Genomic DNA, 19206 nt, shown 5'->3' with positions numbered 1-19206 from the left:
ATTCATCGCGTACCTCCGGCGGACAGCCGGGACAGCCGGTGGTCGACAGCGGTCCGTATCTCCATGCGCGACTCGGGCTCCGCGCTCCCCCGGCCCTCCCGGTCCAGCACGTACTGGTGATGGAGGACGGCGGTGGAGAGCAGATAGACGAACGCCTGATCCTCCTTGGTGCTGATCTCGGGATCGGGGGTCGACATAACCTTGTTGACGAGCTTGCGCGCGAAAACCGGGTCGACACAGTCGAGCTGGCCGAGTTCGGCGTCGGAGAGCAGCAGTTCCATGTAGTCGGGGCGCTGCTCCTTGAACGCGGCGGCGCCCGGTGCGCGATACGGCTGTTTGGGCCGGGTAAGGCTGGATTCAGGCAGTTCGCCACGGAACGCCTTCTTGAGGATGGCCTTCTCCTGGAATCCGTCGTCATACTTGAGGTTCACGGACGCGGCCGCCCGCACCACGGCCGGGTCGAGGAACGGGCAGCGGTTCTCGACGCTGTGCGCGAGGCCCATCCGCTCGCCCTGGGTGGACAGCAGATATCCGGCGAGGAGCGTTTTGTATTCGAGCCACTGCGCCTTCTGCGTCGGCGACAGCGCGGCGTAGTCGGGGGCGCTCCCGACGAGGTCGAGGACATCCCCGAACGGCTCGTCGCGCTCCTTGAGCAGCCGCACCGCGAACCGGCCGTTCTGGTAACGGAGTTCATGCGAGAAGAGCCCCGGCAGCCGCTCGGTGGAGAACTGGCTGAAGAGTCCGGTCAGATGCTTCCGGTGGCCGGGTCCGAAATGGCCGAGTTCGGGGTAGAGGCTGCCGAGCTTGGCCGCCTTCTCCTCGTCCGACAGATCGTTCCACGACGTACGCAGCAGGGTCTCGCGGAACAGCGAATAGCCGAGGAACGCCTCATCGGCTCCCTCGCCGCTCAGAATCACCTTGATTCCGGCGTCGCGCACATGGCGCGACAGCAGATACATGGGCACGAACGCGGTGCGGAAGGCGGGGACTTCGGCGTGGTAGACCGCCGAGGGGAAGTTCTCCACGATGTCGGCGCTCGATATGGCAAGCGACGAGTGGACCGTGCCGAGGTGCTCGGCGACCGCGCGCTGACTGCTCGACTCGTCGAAGGTCTTGTCCTGGAACTCCACCGAGAAGGTGCGCACCTGGCTCCGCGAGAGGTCGGTCGCGAGCTTGGTGACGATGGAGGAGTCGAGTCCGCCGCTCAAGTAGACGCCGACCTCGACATCGCTGCGCAGCCGCAGCTCGACGCTCTTGCGCAGCTCCTCGCGGACGAAGGCGGCCGCGTCCTCCTCGCTTCCGGTGAACGGCGGCGCGTCGACGCGGAGCTCTTCGTAGGTGCTCAGGGTGCGCTGTCCCCCGCGGACGGTGAGGAGGCCGCCCACCGGGATCTGGCGGATGCCGCGGAACGGGGTGCGGTCGGGCAGCGGCGTCCATACGGCGAAGATCGACGCCAGCTCCCGGGGGTCCAGCTCGAAGCGGAATCCGGGGAACGCGTGGAAGGCCTTCATCTCCGAGGCGAAGAGGAACGCGCCGGAGTGGTCGGCGTAGAAGAGCGGGCGTTTGCCGTACCGGTCGCGGGCGAGGAAGAGTTCGCCCGTGGCCGCGTCCCGGATCGCCAGGCCGAAGGCGCCGTTGAAGCGGGTGAGGCAGGCCGGTCCCCACTGAATCCACGCCTGCAGCACGACTTCGGTGTCGGAGTGGGTACGGAACGTCCGGCCGAGCCCTCGTAACTCGTCGCGCAGCTCGATGTGGTTGTACAGCTCGCCGTTGAAACAGATCCAGTAGCGCCCGGCGGGGTCCGACATCGGCTGTGAGCCCGCGGCGATGTCGATGATCGACAGCCGGACCGCCCCCATCGCGATGCCGTCGTCGAGGTAGTACCCCGCCTCGTCCGGACCGCGGTGGTGAATGAGTGACAGCATCGAGGTGATGACCTGGGGCGCGGCGTCACCCTGGAGTTCAGAGGAAAGGAAACCGGCAAGTCCGCACATGGGAGTCCTCTTACGGGTGTCGGGCTCGGTGAGTTACCGGCGGTTGGGCTCGGCGAGCTTGCGGGCCACGAAGTCGTCCATCGAGGCGAGGGAGACGAAGACATCGGTGAGAATGTCCGCCTCGTCCATCTGGAACGCGAACTCGTCCTCGAGGAAGTTCATGAGCTGGATATAGCCGAAGGAGTCGATGACCCCGGCCTTGAAGAGGTCGGTGTCGGCCGCTATATCGCCGCCGAACTCGACGAGAAAGCGCTCCTCTATGAACTGCTGGATCTTCTCTGTCCTGCCTGTCTTGCTCATTTCAGGGCCCTGTTCTCTCCATCGGGGACGGGGGCTGGCGAGGTGCGGATCTTCCCCACCATGCGTACGAGTGACTTGCCGCCCACTTCTTCGCAGTCGAACCGGGGGTCGCGGGCGAGCAGATGACGGACGCTGTCCGTCCAGCGCACGGGTTCGATGAGCTGCTGGCTCAGCGTCGCCACGATCGCGCCCTTTTCGTAGGGACGTCCGGTGACGTTGGCGACCACGTCGGCGGCGGGCTCGGCGAAGGTGAATTCCTTGAGGTATCGCTCGAACTCCGCTCGCGCCGGCTCCATGTACCGGGAGTGGAACGGCGCACTGACGCGCAGCGGCGCGAACCGGATACCGCGCTCCTTGAACACGGCGTGGGCGGCGCGCAGCGCCCCGGCCGGACCGGCGAGGACAAGCTGGGCGTCGGTGTTGAAGCCCGCGACGTCCAGGCCTTCGACGCCTTCTTGCCCGAGAATGTCGAAGAGTCGCGGTGCCGGTGTATTCATCACGGCCGTCATTCCGCCGTCGGATGCCGCCGCCATCAGCTCGCCGCGCTTCTTGACGAGCCTGAGGCCGGTCTCGAAGTCGAACACCCCGGCGGCCAGCAGGGCGTTGTATTCACCAAGGCTGTGCCCGAGATAGCAGTCGGCGGGCCGGTCCTCACGCCGTACGCGTTCGAACATCTGCAATGCGTTGACGGTGTAGAGGGCGGGCTGGGTATATTCCGTGCGGGCCAGCATGTCGTCGGGATTGTCCCGACACAGGGCGACGAGGTCGTAACCCAGCACGTCACAGGCGAATTGAGTGAGTCCGGGGTAGCGCTCGAAGGCGTCCTTGCCCATTCCCCGGAATTGCGAGCCCTGCCCGGGAAAAAGAATCGCGAAAACCATGGCGCCTTTCGGGTGGACACCAGAAGAAGAGCCGGTCAACGACCCCGGCCCTAATTCAGCATCGACGAAGTGCGCCGACGCATGCAAGGGGCACTCATGTGGCGAACATTACACTGTCGCATTTTGCCAAACTAGTGAACTCACTAGTGCTTCTTGGACAGCGACAGAAATCAGACGGCCCTGACTTATTCGCGTGCTTGACAGCATCAACAAACCCCGGGATTACTGAATTTCCCACCCCACGGCATCCTCACCCCCGCAACTCCGCCCCGGAAGGTCACATATGAGCGCTCCGATCACCGACCCCTGGCTGCAGCCGCTTCGGTCCGCCGATCAGCCGTCCGCGGTGGCTCCGGAACACCGGGACCGGCTGGTGTGCTGGCCGCCCGCGGGCGGCTCCGCCACCTTCTTCCACCCGTTCGCCGCCGCACTCCCGGAGACCGACGTCTGGGCCGTCCAGCCCCCGGGCCGGGCCAACCGCCGCCGCACCCCGCCCGTCACCGACCCCGAGGAGGCCGTCGAGGGCGTCCTCGCCGCGCTCGACAAGCTCCCGCCCACCGACGGCCGGCTCATCGTCATGGGCCACAGCATGGGCGCCGCCATGGCCCACCTCCTGGCCACCCGCGCCCCCGCCACCCCGGATCTCGTCGTTCTCTCCGCATGGCCGGTTCCCGGCCAGTTCGTACGGCACCCCCTTGGCAAGCCGACCGCCGAACTCGGCACCGACGATCTCTTCGCCTTTCTGCGCTCCCTGGACACCCCGGGGATGGCCGAGCTGGACGACTCCCTGGTGGCCGAATATCTCCTCCCGCCCCTGCGGTCCGACCTCCTGCTGGGCGACGGCATCGCCGCCATGACCGACCACGTCTGGACCAAGTCCCCGGTCCTCCTCATCGCCGCGGACGACGATCAGGTCTTCTCCCCCGCCGAGGTCGCCGCCTGGCGCGATGTCGTGGACGTCCGCGCCCTAGTCCGCCTCACCGGAGGCCACTTCGCGCTGTCCGCCCACGTCGAGACGGTGGCCGACGCCATTCGCCGCGCGCTGTAGCCCCGGGGCCCGGCTCGTGGCCGAGGCTCCCGGTTCGGCTCCTGGATGCATGCCCCTGACGCCGCGTCAGGGTGCGTCCCCGGGTCTCGTCAGGGAGCTTCCCGATGAGCCGGAACACCGGTGGCGGCCAGAGTCGGGGCATGAAGAGATCCAGGACCGCGATCCGCCGCAGCCGCCTCGCGTACGGAGTCGGCGCCGTCGCCGCCACCCTCGCCCTGACCGCCGCCGCCCAGACCCCGGCCTCCGCACAGCCCTTCTCCGCCGATCCCGCCCCGGCCCGGTCCGCCCCGGCCAACTCCGCCTCCACCGATCCCGCCCCGGTCCGGTCCGCCACCGCGCCCGTCCCCACCCCGGAGGCGCTCGCCCCCGCCTACGCCGACTGTCCGCAGGATCTGCCCACCGGAGCCGACCGCACGAAGTGGCGCTGCGAGGTGACGATCGCCTACGGGCACGTCAAGCTGGGCGGAATCGACCTCCCCGACATCAAGCCCATCACCCTCGTCCACGCCGAGGGCCCGCTGCCCGACGGCACGTTCGGGCAGGTCATGGGCACTGTGCGCGCCGAGCCGACACCGGTTCCGGGCGCTCCGGGCCTCTCCGTCCGGACCGAGTACGGGGGTTACGCGGACTTCCTCAGCAGCGGCGCGATGGACCTGAAGTTCCGGCTGGTCTCCCCGTTCCTCAACCGGGCGTGTGCCATCGGCACGGACGAGAACCCGGTGAAGGTCCGTCTCAGCAAGGACGCGCCGAGCACCTGGCTGTCCCAGGACCCGCCGCTGGTCCGCTTCCCCGCGCACGACGACGCCTTCACCACACCCGCCGCCACCCGCTGCGGCCCCCTCGGCCGCGCGATCAACGACCGCTTCGCCCTGCCCGCCGCCTCCGGTGACAGCCTGGCCACGTTTACGGTCTACTACACCTTCAAGACCTACGACCGCCTCGCGGGCTCCTGACCCGACCCGCTCGGCGACGGCCGAGATTGTACGCACCGCCCCCGGAGCCGGGCTGCCAAGATGAGCGAATGATCTACCCAGCCGATACACAACGGTCGACTGCGGATCAGACACGGCTGTTACTGGTCGAGGACGACCGGGAGACCGCAGACATGCTGGCCGAATTATTCGTCTCAGAGGGCTACGACGTCGATGTGGCATTCGACGGCCACCGGGGGCTCCATCTCGGTCTCGGCCGCCGCCATCAGGTGATGGTCATCGACCGCATGCTGCCCGGCATCGACGGCCTGGACCTGGTGAAACGATTACGGCGGGTCGGTGTCACCACCCGGGTCCTGGTGCTGACCGCGCTGGGCGAGCTGGGCGATCGGGTCACCGGCCTCGACTCCGGTGCGGACGACTACCTGGTCAAGCCCTTCGAAGTGGACGAACTGCTGGCCAGGGTGCGGGCGCTGCACCGGCGCGACCTCGCGGACGCCGAAGTCCTTCCGCTCGGCGACGGGGACGGCGGCCGGCTGGACCTGCGGTGCCACGAGGTCCACCTCGCCGACGGCAGCCGCGTCGAGCTGTCCTTGCGCGAGTTCGGCCTGCTGCGCGCGCTCGCGGACGGCCCCAAACGGGTGCACGACCGCTCGCACCTGCGCGAGCGCGTCTTCCCCGATACCTCGGCCGAGTCCATCGTCGACACCTATGTCTACTACCTGCGGCGGAAGCTGGGCCGTGACGTCGTCCGCACCGTGCGGGGGCGCGGCTACCAGATGGGCACACTGTGATCTCCCTTCCGGTCCGCTTCCCGCGCCGCACGGCACCCGGCCCCGAGCATCGGCGGCTCGCCTCCGCCCAGTGGTCGATCACGCTGCGCATCTCGCTGGTGATGTCGGTGATCATGTTGCTGGTCGTGGCCATCGTCTATTCCGTCATGCTGTTCGCCCAACGCGCCGACGCCGAGCGCGAGACGCGGTGGGGCATCCAGCACAACACCGTCGACAGCCCGCCGATCTGCATGTGGATCACCGTGGAGCGGGACGGCGTGGTCCGCAGCACCCGCGGCATCCCGGACGGCCTGCCCGTGACGTCCAGCCTGGCCGCCGTCCGCGCGGGCGCGCCCCCGGTGCTGGAGCGGGTGGAGCGCCACGGCGAGCGGTACACGGTGCGCACCGGGTGGCGCGGCGGCGACGTCGTACAGGCCGCGTACGGCGAACGGTTCCAGCGCGCCGACCGTCGGCATCTGCTGCTGGCCTTCGCGACGGCCGAGTCGATCGGCCTGCTGCTGGTCGCCGGGGCGAGCGGCATGCTCGCGCGGCGGGCGATGACGCCGCTGTCCGAGGCGCTGGACCGGCAGCGGCGGTTCGTCGCGGACGCCAGTCACGAACTGCGCACCCCGCTCACCCAGTTGCACACCCGCGCCCAGCTGATGGCCCGCCGCTCCGGCTCGGACCCGCAGCAGCTGGCCGACGACCTCCAGCGCCTGGTGACGGGCACCCGGCAGCTCGGCGACGTCATCGACGACCTGCTGCTGTCCGCCCGGCTGTCCCGGTCGCCGGGGTCGTCCGATCCGGTCGACCTCGCCGCCCTCGCCGAGGAGGCGGTGGCCGCCGAGGACGCCCGGGCCCAGTCGCTGGGGCTGGCCGTACGGCTGCGGGACGGGCCGGGGCGGCATGTGGTGATGGGCACCGCACCGGCGTTGCGCCGGGTGATCGCCGCGCTGGTCGACAACGCGATGGGGCACACCCCGCCCGGCGGGGAGGTCGTGGTGTCCGTGGACGCCCCACGCCCCGGTGTCGTATCGCTGTCCGTACGCGACACGGGCACCGGATTCGCCCCGGAGGAAGCCGACCGCATCTTCGAACGGTTCGCCCGGGGAACGTCCGGACGGGGCAGACGATTCGGACTCGGCCTGGCACTGGCCCGGGAGGTGGTCGAAGGCCACCGGGGCCGAATCACCGCCGGTGGACGCCCGGGCCACGGCGCCCTGTTCACCGTCGAACTCCCGGCCGCAAGGACCGCTGACGCGGCGTCCGAGGCGATTCCCCGCCAACGGTCGCTCGCGGCGTGCCTGTCCGTAGTAGCCCGCCAGCCGAACGGCCCAGGCCGCTGAACCACCACCGGCGCGCCAGTCTCCGACCGGGGCCCCATACGCGCCCGAGGGCAGCCCACCCGGCACGAGCTGCACGCAGCTGCACCGCAACCGGCGGAGGGCGGGCACCCCACACCCGACTGCCCGCCGAGGCCCGCGAGCATACGGCCGCGCCGCCGCCCAGCCCCGAACCCGGTACGCCCACCCGGCCAGACGCACAGCCGAAGCGCCCCCGTACGCGCCCGGAGGCAACGAACCGGTACGAGCTGCACGCGGCCGCACCGCAAACAGGCGCAGGGCGAGCGCGCCACACCCGACTGCCCGCCGGGGCCTGTACGCGCCCGGGGGCAGCCCACCCAGTACGAGCTGCACGCGGCCGCACCGCAAACAGGCGCGGGGCGGGCGCCCCATGCCCGGCTGGCCACCGGGGGCCGCAGGCATACGGCCGCGCCACCACCCGGACCGTCCGCGCCCGGCCAGACGCACGGCCGGAGCGCCCGGGGGCACCGCGGACAAGCGACCCGCGAGGGCGCCACACCCGACAGCGCCGCCGGGGGCGCGGGCGCCCGTAGCGCCCCTACTCACGACGCCCGCAGCACGCCGCCGCCGATCGGCCGCGCCGCAAACGGGCGCAGCGCGGCGACCGGCGCCGCCGCGCCCCGCATCCGTCCGCACACCCCCGCTCACGATGCCCGCGGGCGGCGCCAGTCGGGTGCGCCGCCGTCCAGGTCCTCGGCGAGTCCCGCCAGCGGCGACCCGGCGGGCCATACCAGCCGGGTTCGGCGCCACAGCTGCCCGTTGGCCAGCCGTTTCAGGGCGATGCCCGGGCAGCGGTCGCCCGGTGCGGCGAAGACGCCGACCGCGTTCCCGGCGCCGACGATGGCCGCCGCGGTGGTCTGGTCGGCGCCGAAGTACCGGAACCGGGGGGTGAACCCGGCCCGCTCGCAGGCGATCCGGAGGCTCAGGCCGAGGCCGTCGGAGCGGTCTCCGGGGGCGACCCAGATCTCCTCGGCCAGCTCTTCGAGGGTGATCATCTGCCGGTGGGCCAGCCGGTGGCCGGGGGCCAGCCCGATCAGCACCGGTTCGGTGCCGAGGTCGCGCACGGTGAACTCGCGGACCGCGGGCGGCCCGACGTCCGGGAACTCGCTGACGACCGCGAGCGCGATCTTCTCGGTGCGCAGCAGCTCCAGCACGGCCTGGGAGGAGGGTTCCAGATAGGTCAGCTGTTCGTGGTGCGGCAGCCGCTCCCGGATGTGTGCGGCGATCAGCGGCACCCACGGGTTGTCCACGCCGCCCAGTGCGACGGCCTGCGGCGGTTCGGCAGGCTGGGCGAGCCGCCGCGCCGTGGAGATCAGATCGCCGAACTCGTCCAGCAACTCCCGTGCCCGGCCCACCACATGGACGCCCAGCTCGGTCGGGACGACACCCTGCGGGCGGCGGCGGAACAGCGGCCCGCCCAATTCCCCCTCGATTCTCCTCAGTTGAGTAGAGAGGCCGGATTGTGCGATGTTCAGCGTGGCGGCCGCGCGGCTGATACTGCCGGATTCAGCCACGGTGAGCACGATCCGCAGGTGGCGCAGACCCATGTCCACTTCCTGCCTCCCTCGGTGATGGTCGTGGCCGGAAAAAGCCGATGACGAGCACGGCACCGGCCAGGGACAGCAGCGCCGTCCAGGTGGCGGTGGTGTACAGGGCGTGCAGATAGGCCCGGTCGGCGGCGGCGAGGAGATCGGGCCGGTCGAGGGACGCGGCCACCGCCCGGGTGGCCTCCGCGGAGTCCAGCGCCCGGTCCCGTGCCCCGGGGGCCAGACCGTCCAGCGCGGGCCGGATCTCCCCCCGGTAGGAGGTGGCGAGCACCGAGCCGAGGACCGCGACCCCGAGCGTGCTGCCCACGGGCCGGGTGGCGGCGCTGATGGCCGCACCGGCGCCGGTGTACCGCATGGGCAGCACAGCCATCATCTCCGCCGTCATCGGCGCGACCACCAGCCCGATTCCGGCGCCCTGCGCGAACAGCACCACGGCGATCGAGGCCACCGGGGTGTCCGCGTCGAAGAACACGTACGCGCCGAAGGTGGCGCTCGAGAGAAGGATTCCGGCCACCGCGCACCAGCGGACGGTCAGCCGCCGGGCCAGCGCCGGGGAGATCTGGTTGCCGAGGACGATGCCACCCGCCGCGGCGGCCATCACCACCCCGGCGGCCAGCGCCGACAGACCGTGCACCCCTTGCAGGTAGAACGCGCAGTAGAAGAGCTGCCCGGCCAGGCCGAAGAAGAGCAGCAGCAGGGTCACGCTGCCGCCCGCGAAACGCGGCTCGGCGAACAACCGCACGTCGAACCCCGGCACCGCCCGGCGGCTCTGCGTCCGCACGAACACCACCAGCAGGGCGGCCCCGGCCGCCAGCGGCAGCAGCGCCGCCGGGCTCGACCAGCCGGACGGGCGGCCGCCCTGGATGACGCCGTACACCACAAGGCCCAGCCCCAGGACGGACAGCAGCAGGGCCGCCGGGTCGAGCACCCGGCGCCCGGCGGAGCGCAGCTCGGGCACCAGGAGCGCCACACCGGCCAGGCATACGGCCACCACCGGCAGGTTGACGAGGAACACCGACCCCCACCAGAACCGGGTCAGCAGCGCACCGCCCACCACCGGCCCGAGCGCGACGGCCGCGCCGCCCGCCGAGGCCCACACCGCGATGGCCCGGGTGCGGTGGGCGGGCGCGGTGCCGCGGGTGACGAGCGCCAGCGTCGCCGGAGTGATCAGCGCCCCGCCCGCCCCCATGAACCCGCGGGTGACGATGAGTTCGGTGGCGCCGGGCGAGAACGCGGCCACCGTGGAGGCGACGGCCAGGAGCAGCAGCCCGGCAGTCAGGGTGCGGCGCGGCCCGTAGCGGTCGGCGAGGGCGCCACCGGCGAAGCTGCCCGCGGCGAAGACCAGCGAGTACGAGGCGTTGGCCCACGCCAGCTCCGCGGAATCGGCGCCGAGGCCGCGTACCGGGTCGGCGAGGGTTTCCATCGCCACGTTGAGGACCGTGTTGTCCAGCAGGACCAGCGTCTGCGCCAGGACCGCCACGGCCACGGTCCACCACTGCTTCACGGCACCAACGCCTTCACAGCCAACGCCTTCACAGAGTCAACGCCTTCACAGAGTCAGCGCCCGTCTGCCCGCGACGAGGGTCCGGGTGACCTCCGCGACCCGCTCGCCGAGGTGTTCCGCGGTGGCGAGGTCGGACGGATGCGCCGTACCCGACCGGTCGTCCACCGGGGACTGGGCGCCCGCGCCCTGGTAGAACCCGAGCCGGTTCAGGTCGGATTCGCTGCCGGAGGAGCGGTTCCAGCCGGAGGCCAGGCCGAGGCTGACCCAGAGCATGCCGTGCTGTGCGGCGAGGGTGGCGAAGTAGCCGAGGGTGCCCGCCTTGTCCCCGGCCATGGAGCCGGAGTTGGTGAATCCCGCCGCCACCTTGTCCTGCCAGCGGCGGGTGAGCCAGCGCCGGGCGCTCGCCTCGGCGAAGGTGTGGAAGGCGGCGGAGGCCGTGCCCATGTACGTCGGCGCGCCGAAGACGATGGCGTGGGCGTCGTCGAGCAGGCGCCAGTCCTCGTCGGTGATCCGGTCGACCCGGACGAGGGTGACCTTGACGTCCGGGGCCCGGCTCGCTCCGGCTCGTACGGCCTCCCCCAGCATGGCGGTGTGGCCGCGTCCGCCGTGGCAGGCGAGGGCGATGTGTACCGGGTCGTCGGTCAGGGCGGTCAAGCCGGCCTCCTCGAAAACACTGAAGACGCTGAAAACGCTGTTCCGGGTCCGGTTCTGGCGCACATGCAGTCGGCCACCCTGCCACAGGAGTCTCAGAGGTTTCTCAGAGCCGCATAACCGCGGAGTGATGGACATTCGCTATCGGCTCGCCTTCGCACGGGCGTGCCATTCTGACCCGGCAATCCCAAAGAACCCCCGAAGAACCCCCGAAGCACCGTCCACCCGCTGGAAGAGGTGTTCCCGGCACATGACCGATTTGGGTAAATCACTCCGGATGCGGAGGCTCTCCGCCGTGGGGGACGGCAGATATCTCTTCGTCCCGCTCGACCACAGTGTGTCCGACGGGCCGGTGGTGCCGCAGGCCCGCTGGAACGGGCTCCTGACCGCGCTGGTGGACGGCGGCGCGGACGCGGTCGTCGTCCACAAGGGCCGGGCGCGCACGATCGCCCCCGGCATTCTGCGCCACTGCGCCCTGGTGGTGCACTTGAGCGCCGGGACCGTGTACGCGGCCGACACCGACGCCAAGGTGCTCGTCGGCGAGGTGGAAGAGGCCGTGCGGCTGGGCGCGGACGCGGTGAGCGTGCATGTGAACCTCGGCTCGGACACCGAACACCGGCAACTCACCGACCTCGGGACCGTCGCGGCCTCGTGCGACACGTGGAACATGCCGCTGCTCGCGATGATCTATCCGCGGGGCCCGCGGATCGCCGATCCGCACGACCCGGCGCTGCTCGCCCACGCCGTCAACATCGCCGCGGATCTCGGCGCCGACCTGGTGAAGACCTCCGTCGCGCTGCCGCTGAACCGGATGGCCGAGGTCGTGGACAGCTCCCCGCTGCCGGTCCTCGCGGCGGGCGGTCCGCCCGACGGCACGGATCTGATCAGCCACGGGACCTCGTTGATGCTCGCCGGATGCCGGGGCCTCGCGGTCGGCCGCCGGATCTTCTCCTCGCCCTCCCCCGCTGCGCTGGTGACACGGCTCGCGGCCGTCGTCCATGCCACCGATGCCGCCAATGCCAGCGATGCCACCGACGCCGATGCCGCGAACACCGGAACGGCCCACCACCCCTCGACGATTGCGACAGGTGCCGTATGAAGTTCGCCTGGATCGACCTCAGAACCGTCCCGCAGAACCAGCTCGAATCCGTCGTGGACGCCGCCATCCACACCCGGATGCAGGGCGTCCTCTGCGACGACGAAGCCGTCCTCAAGGCGCTGCCGCCGACCATCACCGGCGTCACCACCACACCGGTGACCGGCGAGAAGGAGCTCTACGCCCTCGACGCCGACACCGCGGGCTGGGTCGACGTACACGACGAACCGTCGCTGCGGCTGGCGTGCACCGCCGCCGTCACGCTGGACTTCACCGTGGTCCGCTTCGCCGACCCGACCAAGATCCCGCTGGAGATCGTGCTCGCCGCGGCCGACCGCGCCGAGGGCAAGCTGATCACGGTCTGCGCGGACCTGGAGGAGGCCGCCACCGTCCTCGACGTGCTGGAACGCGGCTCGGACGGCATCCTGCTGGCCCCCTCGACCGCAGGGGACGTGTTCGCGCTGGCCCGGCTGCTGGAGGCCGGTACGGCACCGCTCGACCTGACCACGCTCACCGTCGACGGCATCGAGCACCACGGCCTCGGCGACCGGGTATGCGTGGACACCTGCAGCCACTTCGCCGAGGACGAGGGCATCCTCGTCGGCTCGTACTCGACCGGCTTCATCCTGTGCTGCAGCGAGACCCACCCGCTGCCGTACATGCCGACCCGCCCGTTCCGGGTCAACGCGGGCGCGCTGCACTCCTACGTACTCGGCCCGGACAACCGCACCAACTACCTGAGCGAGCTGCGCTCGGGCGGCACCACACTGGCCGTCGACTCCGAGGGCCGGACCCGGCCGGTCACGGTCGGCCGCGCCAAGCTGGAGTCCCGGCCGCTGCTGACCATCACCGCGCGCTCCGCCGACGGCACCGTGGTGAGCCTGACCGTCCAGGACGACTGGCATGTGCGGGTGCTCGGGCCCGGCGCGAAGGTCCACAACGTCACCGAGCTGCGCCCCGGCGACCAGCTGCTCGGCTATCTGGCCACGGACCAGCGCCATGTGGGCTTCCCCATCGGCGAGTTCTGCAAGGAACAATGATGAGCGACGGGAGTGGCGGAAGCGGCGGCATGCGGGCGCTCGTCGAGACGATCTTCGACGCCCACCCCGGCGGGCTGCCCTGCCTCGTCCACGGCGACCACCCGGTGAGCCGCGCCGAGGTGCGTGCCGCCGCGGCCATGGAGGCGGACGTCTTCGCCGGGTACGGCATCGGCGAGGGCTCCACGGTGATGCTCCGGATACCGCCGAGCTTCACCCAGATCGAGGTGCTGCTCGCGCTGTGGCGGCTGGGCGCCCAGGTGATGCTGATCGACCACCGGCTGAAGCAGTCCGAAGTGGACGCGCTGCGCACGCTGTGCCACCCGCAGTTCCTGGTCGGCGCGGGTACGGCGGGCCGCTCGCCACTGCGCTTCGAGCCCCGCTACGAGGTCGTCACCTCCCGCTTCCCGGACGGCCGCGCCGCGACGACCGGCCACCGGCTGGTGCAGTTCAGCTCGGGCTCCACCGGGGTCCCGAAGGTGATCGGACGGACCCCGGACTCCCTCGCCGCCGAGATCGAACGCTTCACCCGGATCGAGGGAATGCCCACCCTGGGCGAGCGGGTGCTGCTGCTCAGCTCGACCGCGCACAGCTTCGGGCTGATCGCCGGGGTGCTGCACTCCCTCACGGCGGGCGTCGCGGCCGTGTTCGCCCGCCGGGTGTCGGCCAAGGACATCCTCGCCGCCGCCGGTGGCCACGATGTCCACGTCATCTTCGGTACCCCGTTCCACTACGAACTCCTCAGCACCGCACGCGAGTTGCCACCGCTCCCCGCGTTGCGCGCGGCGACCTCCGGTGGCGAGATCATGCCCCCGGAGACGGCCGAGCGGTTCGCCGAACGGTTCGGCACCGGGGTCGGCGAATCGTACGGAACGACGGAGACGGGCGTCATCGCGATGGACATCAGCGCCGCCGCCCGGCCCTCCGTAGGCCGGGCGGCCCCCGGCGTACGGCTGCGCATCCACGAGGGCGAGCTGGACGTCTGGCTGCCGGACGGCTCACCGTATCTGCACGACTCCGGCGGCGGCCGGTACACCGACGGCTGGCTGCACACCCGCGACCGTGCCGAGCTGGACCCCGGCGGCGCCGTGCGGCTGCTGGGCCGCGGCGACTCGCTCGTGGTCATCGGCGGCCTCAAGGTCGATCTGACCGAGGTGGAGGACGTGTTGCGCCACCACCCCGGGGTCAGCGGGGCCGTGGTCGTCCACGCCGGTGCCACCGAGGCGTACGTGTCCACCGAACCGGACGGCCCCACGGCCGGGGATCTGCTGCGCTGGTGCCGGGAGCGGCTGGCCGACTACAAGGTGCCGCGCGTCATCCAGGTCCTCCCGGACCTGCCCCGCACCTCCAACGGCAAGCTCGTCCGGCGCCGCGAGGCCCTGCTCGCCCGCTCCCCCGGCCACTGACCACTCATCCCATCGAAGGGTTTCGCACACCATGCAGACGGCATTGGAGAAGGAAATCCGGCAGTTCGTGCTCAGCACGATCAGCGACGACATGAACCACCCGCTCGACGCGGACGAGATCACCGATGGCAGCCCCCTGGGCACCGGCGGCATCGACATCGACTCGCTGAGCCTGATCGAGCTGGTCCTGCGGATCGAGCGCCGGTTCGGCGTCAAGTTCCCGGACACCGACATCGAGCCGGTCGGCGCGATGAACCTGGGCGACCTGGTCGACGACGTCATCAAGCGGGGCGCCACGGCATGATGATCACCACCGATGTGGTGCGGGAGCTGCTGTCCGACCCCAAGCTCTTCCCCGCCCTTCCGGCCGACCTGGACGACGACGCCGATCTGGCGCTGGACTCGCTGGGGCTGGTGTGGTTCCTGCACCAACTGGAGCTGCGCTACGGCGTGGAGATCGAACCGGCCGAAGCGTTCTTCGCCGAATTCACCTCGGTGCGCCGCATCACGGATTACCTGGCGGATGTCCATGAGTCGTGAGGTCCTGCTGACCGGCTTCGGCGTACGGACGGCCTTCGGCAGCGGGCCGGACGCACTGCGGGCGGGCGTGTTCGACGGACGCCCCGCGTTCGCCCCGATCACCCGCTTCGACACGAGCCCGTACCGCACGAACCTGGCCGCCACGGGCGACACAACCGCCTCGCTGCACGAGGTACTGACCGAAGTGGCCCTGACGGCAACGGGAATGGCCGGACTACGGGCAGGCACGGAAGCCACCGTCCTGGTAGGCACAGCAGGCGACTTCACCGCCCTGACCCACTTCTGGCGCACGACGGCGGCCCGCGAAGAAGGGGAAGCCGACCGCGCCGTCGAGACCATGCCCGCCTGGCAGGCCGAGGCGCTCGGCGACGCGCTCGGGGTGCGTGGGCCCCGGCTGGCGTTCACCAACGCGTGTGTCGCCTCCGCCTCCGCCATCGCGTACGGCTGCCAGCTCATCGCCTCCGGCCGGGCCGACATCGTCATCTGCGCGGGGGCGTACCTGGTGGAAGAAGAGAACCTGGCCAAGTTCGGCTCGGGCTTCGCCCTCTCCCGCGACGGCGCGGTGCGGCCGTTCTGCGCCGACCGCAGCGGGCTGCTGCTCGGCGACGGAGCAGCAGCCGTCGTCGTCGAATCGGCCGAATCCGCCCGGCGCAGAGGGGCGCGTGCGCTCGGCGTGCTGGCCGGGTGGGGCGCCGCCTCCGACGCCCACCACATCGCGCGCCCGCATCCGGACGGCACCGGGCTGGTCACCGCCGCCCGGCGGGCCCTGCGACGCGCGGGCGGCAGCCCCCGCGTCGACTACGTGAACGCACACGGCACCGCGACCAAGACCAACGACCCCGCCGAGACGCGCGGACTCCACACGCTCTTCGGCCCGGACGCGCCCCACATCCCGGTCAGCTCCACGAAGAGCACGACCGGACACCTGCTGGAGGCTGCCGGAGTGGTGGAACTCGTCATCACCCTGCTCGCGCTGCGGGACGGCGTACTGCCGCCCACCGCCGGGTTCACCGAACCCGATCCGGACTGCGACCTCGACTACGTACCGAACCGCCCCCACAAGGCCGACATCCGGCGGGCGCTCACCCTCAACGCCGCGTTCGGCGGCGCCAACACCGCGCTGCTCCTGGAGCGGGCATGATCGCCGCGATGTCCGATCCGGCGACGGCCGCGCCGCCCGTCGCCGGTTTCGTGGAATCCGCCTTCAGCCCGCTGGTGTACCAGACCGTCGAGCGCTGCCTGACCGCCCGCCCCGGCGACGGCTCCCGGACCGCGATCGTCCTGGCCAGCACGGTGGGCGACGCCACCACCCTCGACCTCGGCAGCCGTCTGCTCGTCGCCGGGCAGGTGCACAATCCGTTGCTGTTCATGCAGAGCACCGCCAACGCGATCCTCGGCATGCTCAGCCGCGAGTTCTCCATCACCGGCCCGCTGCTGTGCCTGTCCGCCGCCACGGACCTGGCCGGTGAACTGCTCTCCACCGCCGAACTCCTCCTGGAAGACGAGGACTTGGACCGCATCGTACTCATCGGCGTCGAGCTGGCCGCCACCGAGCGCACCACGGCCGCGTACCGCCACCTGCGCGGCATCGGCCCGCCCGGCACCGATCTGGCCGTGGCGATCGTGCTCGACCGCGACGACACCCCGCTCCCCCGTCCCTCGTACGACGCCCCCTCCACCGAGCACGGCACCCTCCGCGGCCTGGCCGAGCTGGCCGCCCGAAGCCAAGGAACCAACCCATGATCACCAAGGAAGAACGCGCGCGGATCAGCGAAGACGCCGCCTTGGGTGCCGGAAACGTGATCCACCGCCTGAAGGCCTACGGCAGACCACTCGACGACCAGGTGCTGTGGACCGATGCCACCTGGCAGGCCCCCGACGGCGGCCACCCCGAAGTACTGCCCCTGGGCGAACTGCACGAGACCGTCGCCACCTACGCGAGCTGGTACCACGCACACGGCGTCCGGCCCCGCGACCCGGTGGCGATCCAGACGTACTCCAGCACCGAGTTCGCCATCAACTTCCTCGCGCTCACCTCGCTCGGCGCGATCCCCTCCTTCGTCAACGGCAACCTCCGCCCCGAGATCGCCCGCGAATACGTACGCCGCCAGGGCGCGGTGGGCGCGCTCACCGACCAGGCCCACCACCCCGTCCTGGCCCCCCACCAGGCCGAACTGGGCCTCGCGTTCTGCGCCACCGCCGCCGACATCCGTACGCAGGCCCGCACGTCGCCACTCCCCGCGTCGTACCCGTACGCCCACCACCCCACCGACCCGATCATCATCTCCCACTCCTCGGGCACCACCGGCATGCCCAAGGCCGTCCCGCACACCCACCAGACCCTGCTGTACGCGCAGTTGCACCGGCTGAAACTGTCGGTCGGCTCCTCGATGGGCAGACTGCTGGTCGCGATGCCCGGCTCGCACAACGCCTCCATCTCGGTCATGCTGTTCGGCTTCCTGCTCCGCTCACCCGTACTCCTGCTCTCCAGCCAGCAGGGCACCGACGTCCTGAACGCCATGGAGTCCTTCCGCCCCACCACCGTGTTCGCGTTCGCCGGAACGTACGGCCAGATGGCCGCCCAAGACCTGGCCGCCCGCGATCTGTCCAGCGTCGAGGCCTGGTACAACACCGGCGACGCGGCACACGAGGCACACATCAAGGCGCTCATCGCGCAGGGCAGCCACGACACGGTCAGCCCGGACCTCAAACGCTGCCGGGTCCCCGGCTCCGTCTTCACCGACGGACTCGGCTCCTCCGAAACCGGCTACTCGCTCTTCCACAACGGCCACAAGCCCGGCCGGTCGTCGTTCTCCCGCTGCGTCGGCAAACCGATGAGCTTCGCCGAGGCCGCGGTGCTTTCCGAGGACGGCACGCCCCTGCCACCCGGCGAAGTGGGCCGCCTCGGCGTCCGCTCCCCCACCCTCACCCCCGGCTACTGGAACGACTCGCTCACCTTCCACCGGCTGCGGCTCGGCGGCTACTGGCTCACCGGCGACCTGTCCTACCGCGACGAGGACGGCAACTTCTACCACCTCGACCGCGCCCCCGACGCCATCCGCACCACTGCGGGACTCGTATTCAGCACCCGCACCGAGGAGTTGCTGCTGCGCGAGCTGCCCGAACTCGACGACTGCACGGTGGTGGCCGTCGCCCCCGAAGGTGTACGCGCCGACTGGGACGGCGACGGCACCGCCGACGCGTACGTCCTCCTCCAGGTACGCCCGGACGCGGCAGACGCGGCAGACGCGGACGACTGGACGGGCCGGGTGAACGAGAAACTCACCGCCGAGGGCTTCCCGCCCCTCACCGGAGCGCTCCGGATGGACGCGAACGACGTGGTCAAGGGAGCCACCGGCAAGGTACTCAAACGCGAGATGCGCGAACGCTTCCGGGCCCGCCTGGCGGGCGGGCGCGAGCTGGGAGAGGCGGGGCGATGACCACCACCCCCACCCCCAAACCCATGGACGTCTACCGCCAGTGGTGGCTGCACGACGCCCGCTGGTACCAGGGCGTGGCGAAGCGGTTCGGCCACGCGGTGGCCAACGAGATCAACGCCGAGGCGCTGCGCTACGTGGCCGTCCAGGTCGGCAAGCGCATCGCCCGCCAGTACGGCGGAAAACCCGCCGCCGACCTCGAAGAACTCCGCCGCCGGTACGACGCCTGCTCCGAGTGGATGTTCCCCAGCGAACTCCGCGACGGCGGCACGGCCGTACTCCCGGACGGCGACATCGAGCTGACCATGCGGCAGAACTTCGCCGTGGCGATGGTCCGGATGGCCGGTTCCCTGGACGGCTACGACTGCCCGTGCACGGACATCCACGCGGGCTGGTCGGAGGGGCTCGGCGTCGAACTCACCCGCAACTGCGCCACCGCGTGTCTACGCGACGGCGACCCGGCATGCCGGTTGCTGATGCGGGTCGGCTGAGCCCCTCCCGGTGCGCTCAGCCGCGCGCGGCGAACCGCACGAAGCGCGTCCAGCCGTCGCGGTCGACGGCGAGGTGGGGACGGGCCGTGTCCTTGGAGTCCCGTACGTGCACGGCCTCCACGGCCACGGCCACCTCCACGCAGTCGTCGCCCTGGCTACCGCTGTAACTGGACTTGAACCAGGCGAGTTCAGGCCTGCTCATACG

20 protein-coding genes are annotated in these 19206 nt (G+C 70.9%); 13 read left to right on the top strand and 7 right to left on the bottom strand.

The genetic code is table 11. The features are described from left to right. Positions 1–2: 2 nt before the first annotated feature. The 3 genes from asnB to fabD are packed head-to-tail and all read right to left on the bottom strand — an operon-like array spanning position 3 to position 3175. Complete coding sequence (gene asnB, locus ABZ370_RS30090) at positions 3–1994, bottom strand: asparagine synthase (glutamine-hydrolyzing) (RefSeq protein WP_358626821.1); 1992 nt, start codon at positions 1992–1994, stop codon at positions 3–5. Between the two features lie 33 nt (positions 1995–2027). Next, positions 2028–2294, bottom strand: a complete 267-nt coding sequence (locus ABZ370_RS30085; RefSeq protein WP_358626819.1) for a phosphopantetheine-binding protein — start codon at positions 2292–2294, stop codon at positions 2028–2030. Further along, positions 2291–3175 (bottom strand): ACP S-malonyltransferase, encoded by an 885-nt coding sequence (gene fabD / locus ABZ370_RS30080; protein WP_358626817.1) that lies wholly within the window; start codon positions 3173–3175, stop codon positions 2291–2293. Before fabD ends, ABZ370_RS30085 begins: the two co-directional genes overlap by 4 nt. Positions 3176–3458: 283 nt before the next feature. Between fabD and ABZ370_RS30075 the strand changes: the two genes are divergently transcribed. The 4 genes from ABZ370_RS30075 to ABZ370_RS30060 all read left to right on the top strand — a co-directional run bounded on the left by ABZ370_RS30075 (position 3459) and on the right by ABZ370_RS30060 (position 7274). After that, the gene (locus ABZ370_RS30075; protein WP_358626815.1) at positions 3459–4223 is read left to right on the top strand and encodes an alpha/beta fold hydrolase; all 765 of its coding nucleotides are present in this window, start codon (positions 3459–3461) and stop codon (positions 4221–4223) included. 140 nt (positions 4224–4363) lie between these two features. Then, a complete protein-coding gene (locus ABZ370_RS30070; protein ID WP_358626813.1) occupies positions 4364–5176 on the top strand; it encodes a hypothetical protein in 813 nt (270 codons plus the stop codon). Positions 5177–5244: 68 nt separating this feature from the next. Then, complete coding sequence (locus ABZ370_RS30065) at positions 5245–5949, top strand: response regulator transcription factor (RefSeq protein ID WP_358626811.1); 705 nt, start codon at positions 5245–5247, stop codon at positions 5947–5949. Continuing rightward, positions 5946–7274 (top strand): HAMP domain-containing sensor histidine kinase, encoded by a 1329-nt coding sequence (locus ABZ370_RS30060; RefSeq protein WP_358626809.1) that lies wholly within the window; start codon positions 5946–5948, stop codon positions 7272–7274. The genes ABZ370_RS30065 and ABZ370_RS30060 overlap by 4 nt, the downstream gene beginning before the upstream one ends. 662 nt (positions 7275–7936) lie before the next feature. Here ABZ370_RS30060 and ABZ370_RS30055 read toward each other — a convergent pair. Genes ABZ370_RS30055 through ABZ370_RS30045 form a run of 3 tightly spaced genes read right to left on the bottom strand, consistent with a single transcriptional unit; the run spans position 7937 to position 10997 of the window. Then, a complete protein-coding gene (locus ABZ370_RS30055; protein ID WP_358626807.1) occupies positions 7937–8839 on the bottom strand; it encodes a LysR family transcriptional regulator in 903 nt (300 codons plus the stop codon). Beyond that, positions 8799–10343 carry an MFS transporter gene (locus tag ABZ370_RS30050; RefSeq protein ID WP_358626805.1) on the bottom strand — a complete coding sequence of 515 codons (1545 nt, stop codon included), beginning with the start codon at positions 10341–10343 and terminating at the stop codon, positions 8799–8801. The genes ABZ370_RS30055 and ABZ370_RS30050 overlap by 41 nt, the downstream gene beginning before the upstream one ends. A 45-nt stretch (positions 10344–10388) precedes the next feature. Further along, on the bottom strand, positions 10389–10997 hold the full coding sequence (locus tag ABZ370_RS30045) for a flavodoxin family protein (protein WP_358626803.1): 609 nt from the start codon (positions 10995–10997) through the stop codon (positions 10389–10391). 247 nt (positions 10998–11244) lie between these two features. Between ABZ370_RS30045 and ABZ370_RS30040 the strand changes: the two genes are divergently transcribed. Genes ABZ370_RS30040 through ABZ370_RS30000 form a run of 9 tightly spaced genes read left to right on the top strand, consistent with a single transcriptional unit; the run spans position 11245 to position 19001 of the window. Next, positions 11245–12093, top strand: coding sequence for a 2-amino-3,7-dideoxy-D-threo-hept-6-ulosonate synthase (locus tag ABZ370_RS30040; protein WP_358626801.1), 849 nt, complete (start codon positions 11245–11247; stop codon positions 12091–12093). Then, positions 12090–13130, top strand: a complete 1041-nt coding sequence (locus ABZ370_RS30035) for a 3-dehydroquinate synthase II (protein ID WP_358626799.1) — start codon at positions 12090–12092, stop codon at positions 13128–13130. Before ABZ370_RS30040 ends, ABZ370_RS30035 begins: the two co-directional genes overlap by 4 nt. Then, a complete protein-coding gene (locus ABZ370_RS30030) occupies positions 13130–14533 on the top strand; it encodes a fatty acid--CoA ligase family protein (RefSeq protein ID WP_358626797.1) in 1404 nt (467 codons plus the stop codon). The genes ABZ370_RS30035 and ABZ370_RS30030 overlap by 1 nt, the downstream gene beginning before the upstream one ends. 31 nt (positions 14534–14564) lie before the next feature. Continuing rightward, the gene (locus ABZ370_RS30025) at positions 14565–14837 is read left to right on the top strand and encodes an acyl carrier protein (protein WP_358626795.1); all 273 of its coding nucleotides are present in this window, start codon (positions 14565–14567) and stop codon (positions 14835–14837) included. Further along, a complete protein-coding gene (locus ABZ370_RS30020) occupies positions 14834–15073 on the top strand; it encodes a phosphopantetheine-binding protein (RefSeq protein ID WP_358626793.1) in 240 nt (79 codons plus the stop codon). Before ABZ370_RS30025 ends, ABZ370_RS30020 begins: the two co-directional genes overlap by 4 nt. Continuing rightward, positions 15063–16214: a beta-ketoacyl-[acyl-carrier-protein] synthase family protein gene (locus tag ABZ370_RS30015; protein WP_358626791.1), complete on the top strand. Its 1152-nt coding sequence runs from the start codon at positions 15063–15065 to the stop codon at positions 16212–16214. Before ABZ370_RS30020 ends, ABZ370_RS30015 begins: the two co-directional genes overlap by 11 nt. Before the next feature lie 8 nt (positions 16215–16222). Then, the gene (locus ABZ370_RS30010) at positions 16223–16816 is read left to right on the top strand and encodes a hypothetical protein (protein WP_358626789.1); all 594 of its coding nucleotides are present in this window, start codon (positions 16223–16225) and stop codon (positions 16814–16816) included. Next, positions 16813–18513 (top strand): class I adenylate-forming enzyme family protein, encoded by a 1701-nt coding sequence (locus ABZ370_RS30005; protein WP_358626787.1) that lies wholly within the window; start codon positions 16813–16815, stop codon positions 18511–18513. The genes ABZ370_RS30010 and ABZ370_RS30005 overlap by 4 nt, the downstream gene beginning before the upstream one ends. Continuing rightward, the gene (locus ABZ370_RS30000; protein WP_358626785.1) at positions 18510–19001 is read left to right on the top strand and encodes a hypothetical protein; all 492 of its coding nucleotides are present in this window, start codon (positions 18510–18512) and stop codon (positions 18999–19001) included. Before ABZ370_RS30005 ends, ABZ370_RS30000 begins: the two co-directional genes overlap by 4 nt. A gap of 16 nt (positions 19002–19017) precedes the next feature. Here ABZ370_RS30000 and ABZ370_RS29995 read toward each other — a convergent pair whose 3' ends face one another. After that, positions 19018–19203, bottom strand: a complete 186-nt coding sequence (locus tag ABZ370_RS29995; RefSeq protein WP_358626783.1) for a DUF397 domain-containing protein — start codon at positions 19201–19203, stop codon at positions 19018–19020. Positions 19204–19206 lie beyond the last annotated feature (3 nt).

The organism is Streptomyces sp. NPDC005962 (assembly GCF_040629205.1).
In the GTDB taxonomy this organism is placed as follows: Bacteria; Actinomycetota; Actinomycetes; order Streptomycetales; family Streptomycetaceae; genus Streptomyces.
Note: the sequence above shows the minus strand (reverse complement) of the source record. Positions and strands in the feature narration are given on the sequence as shown.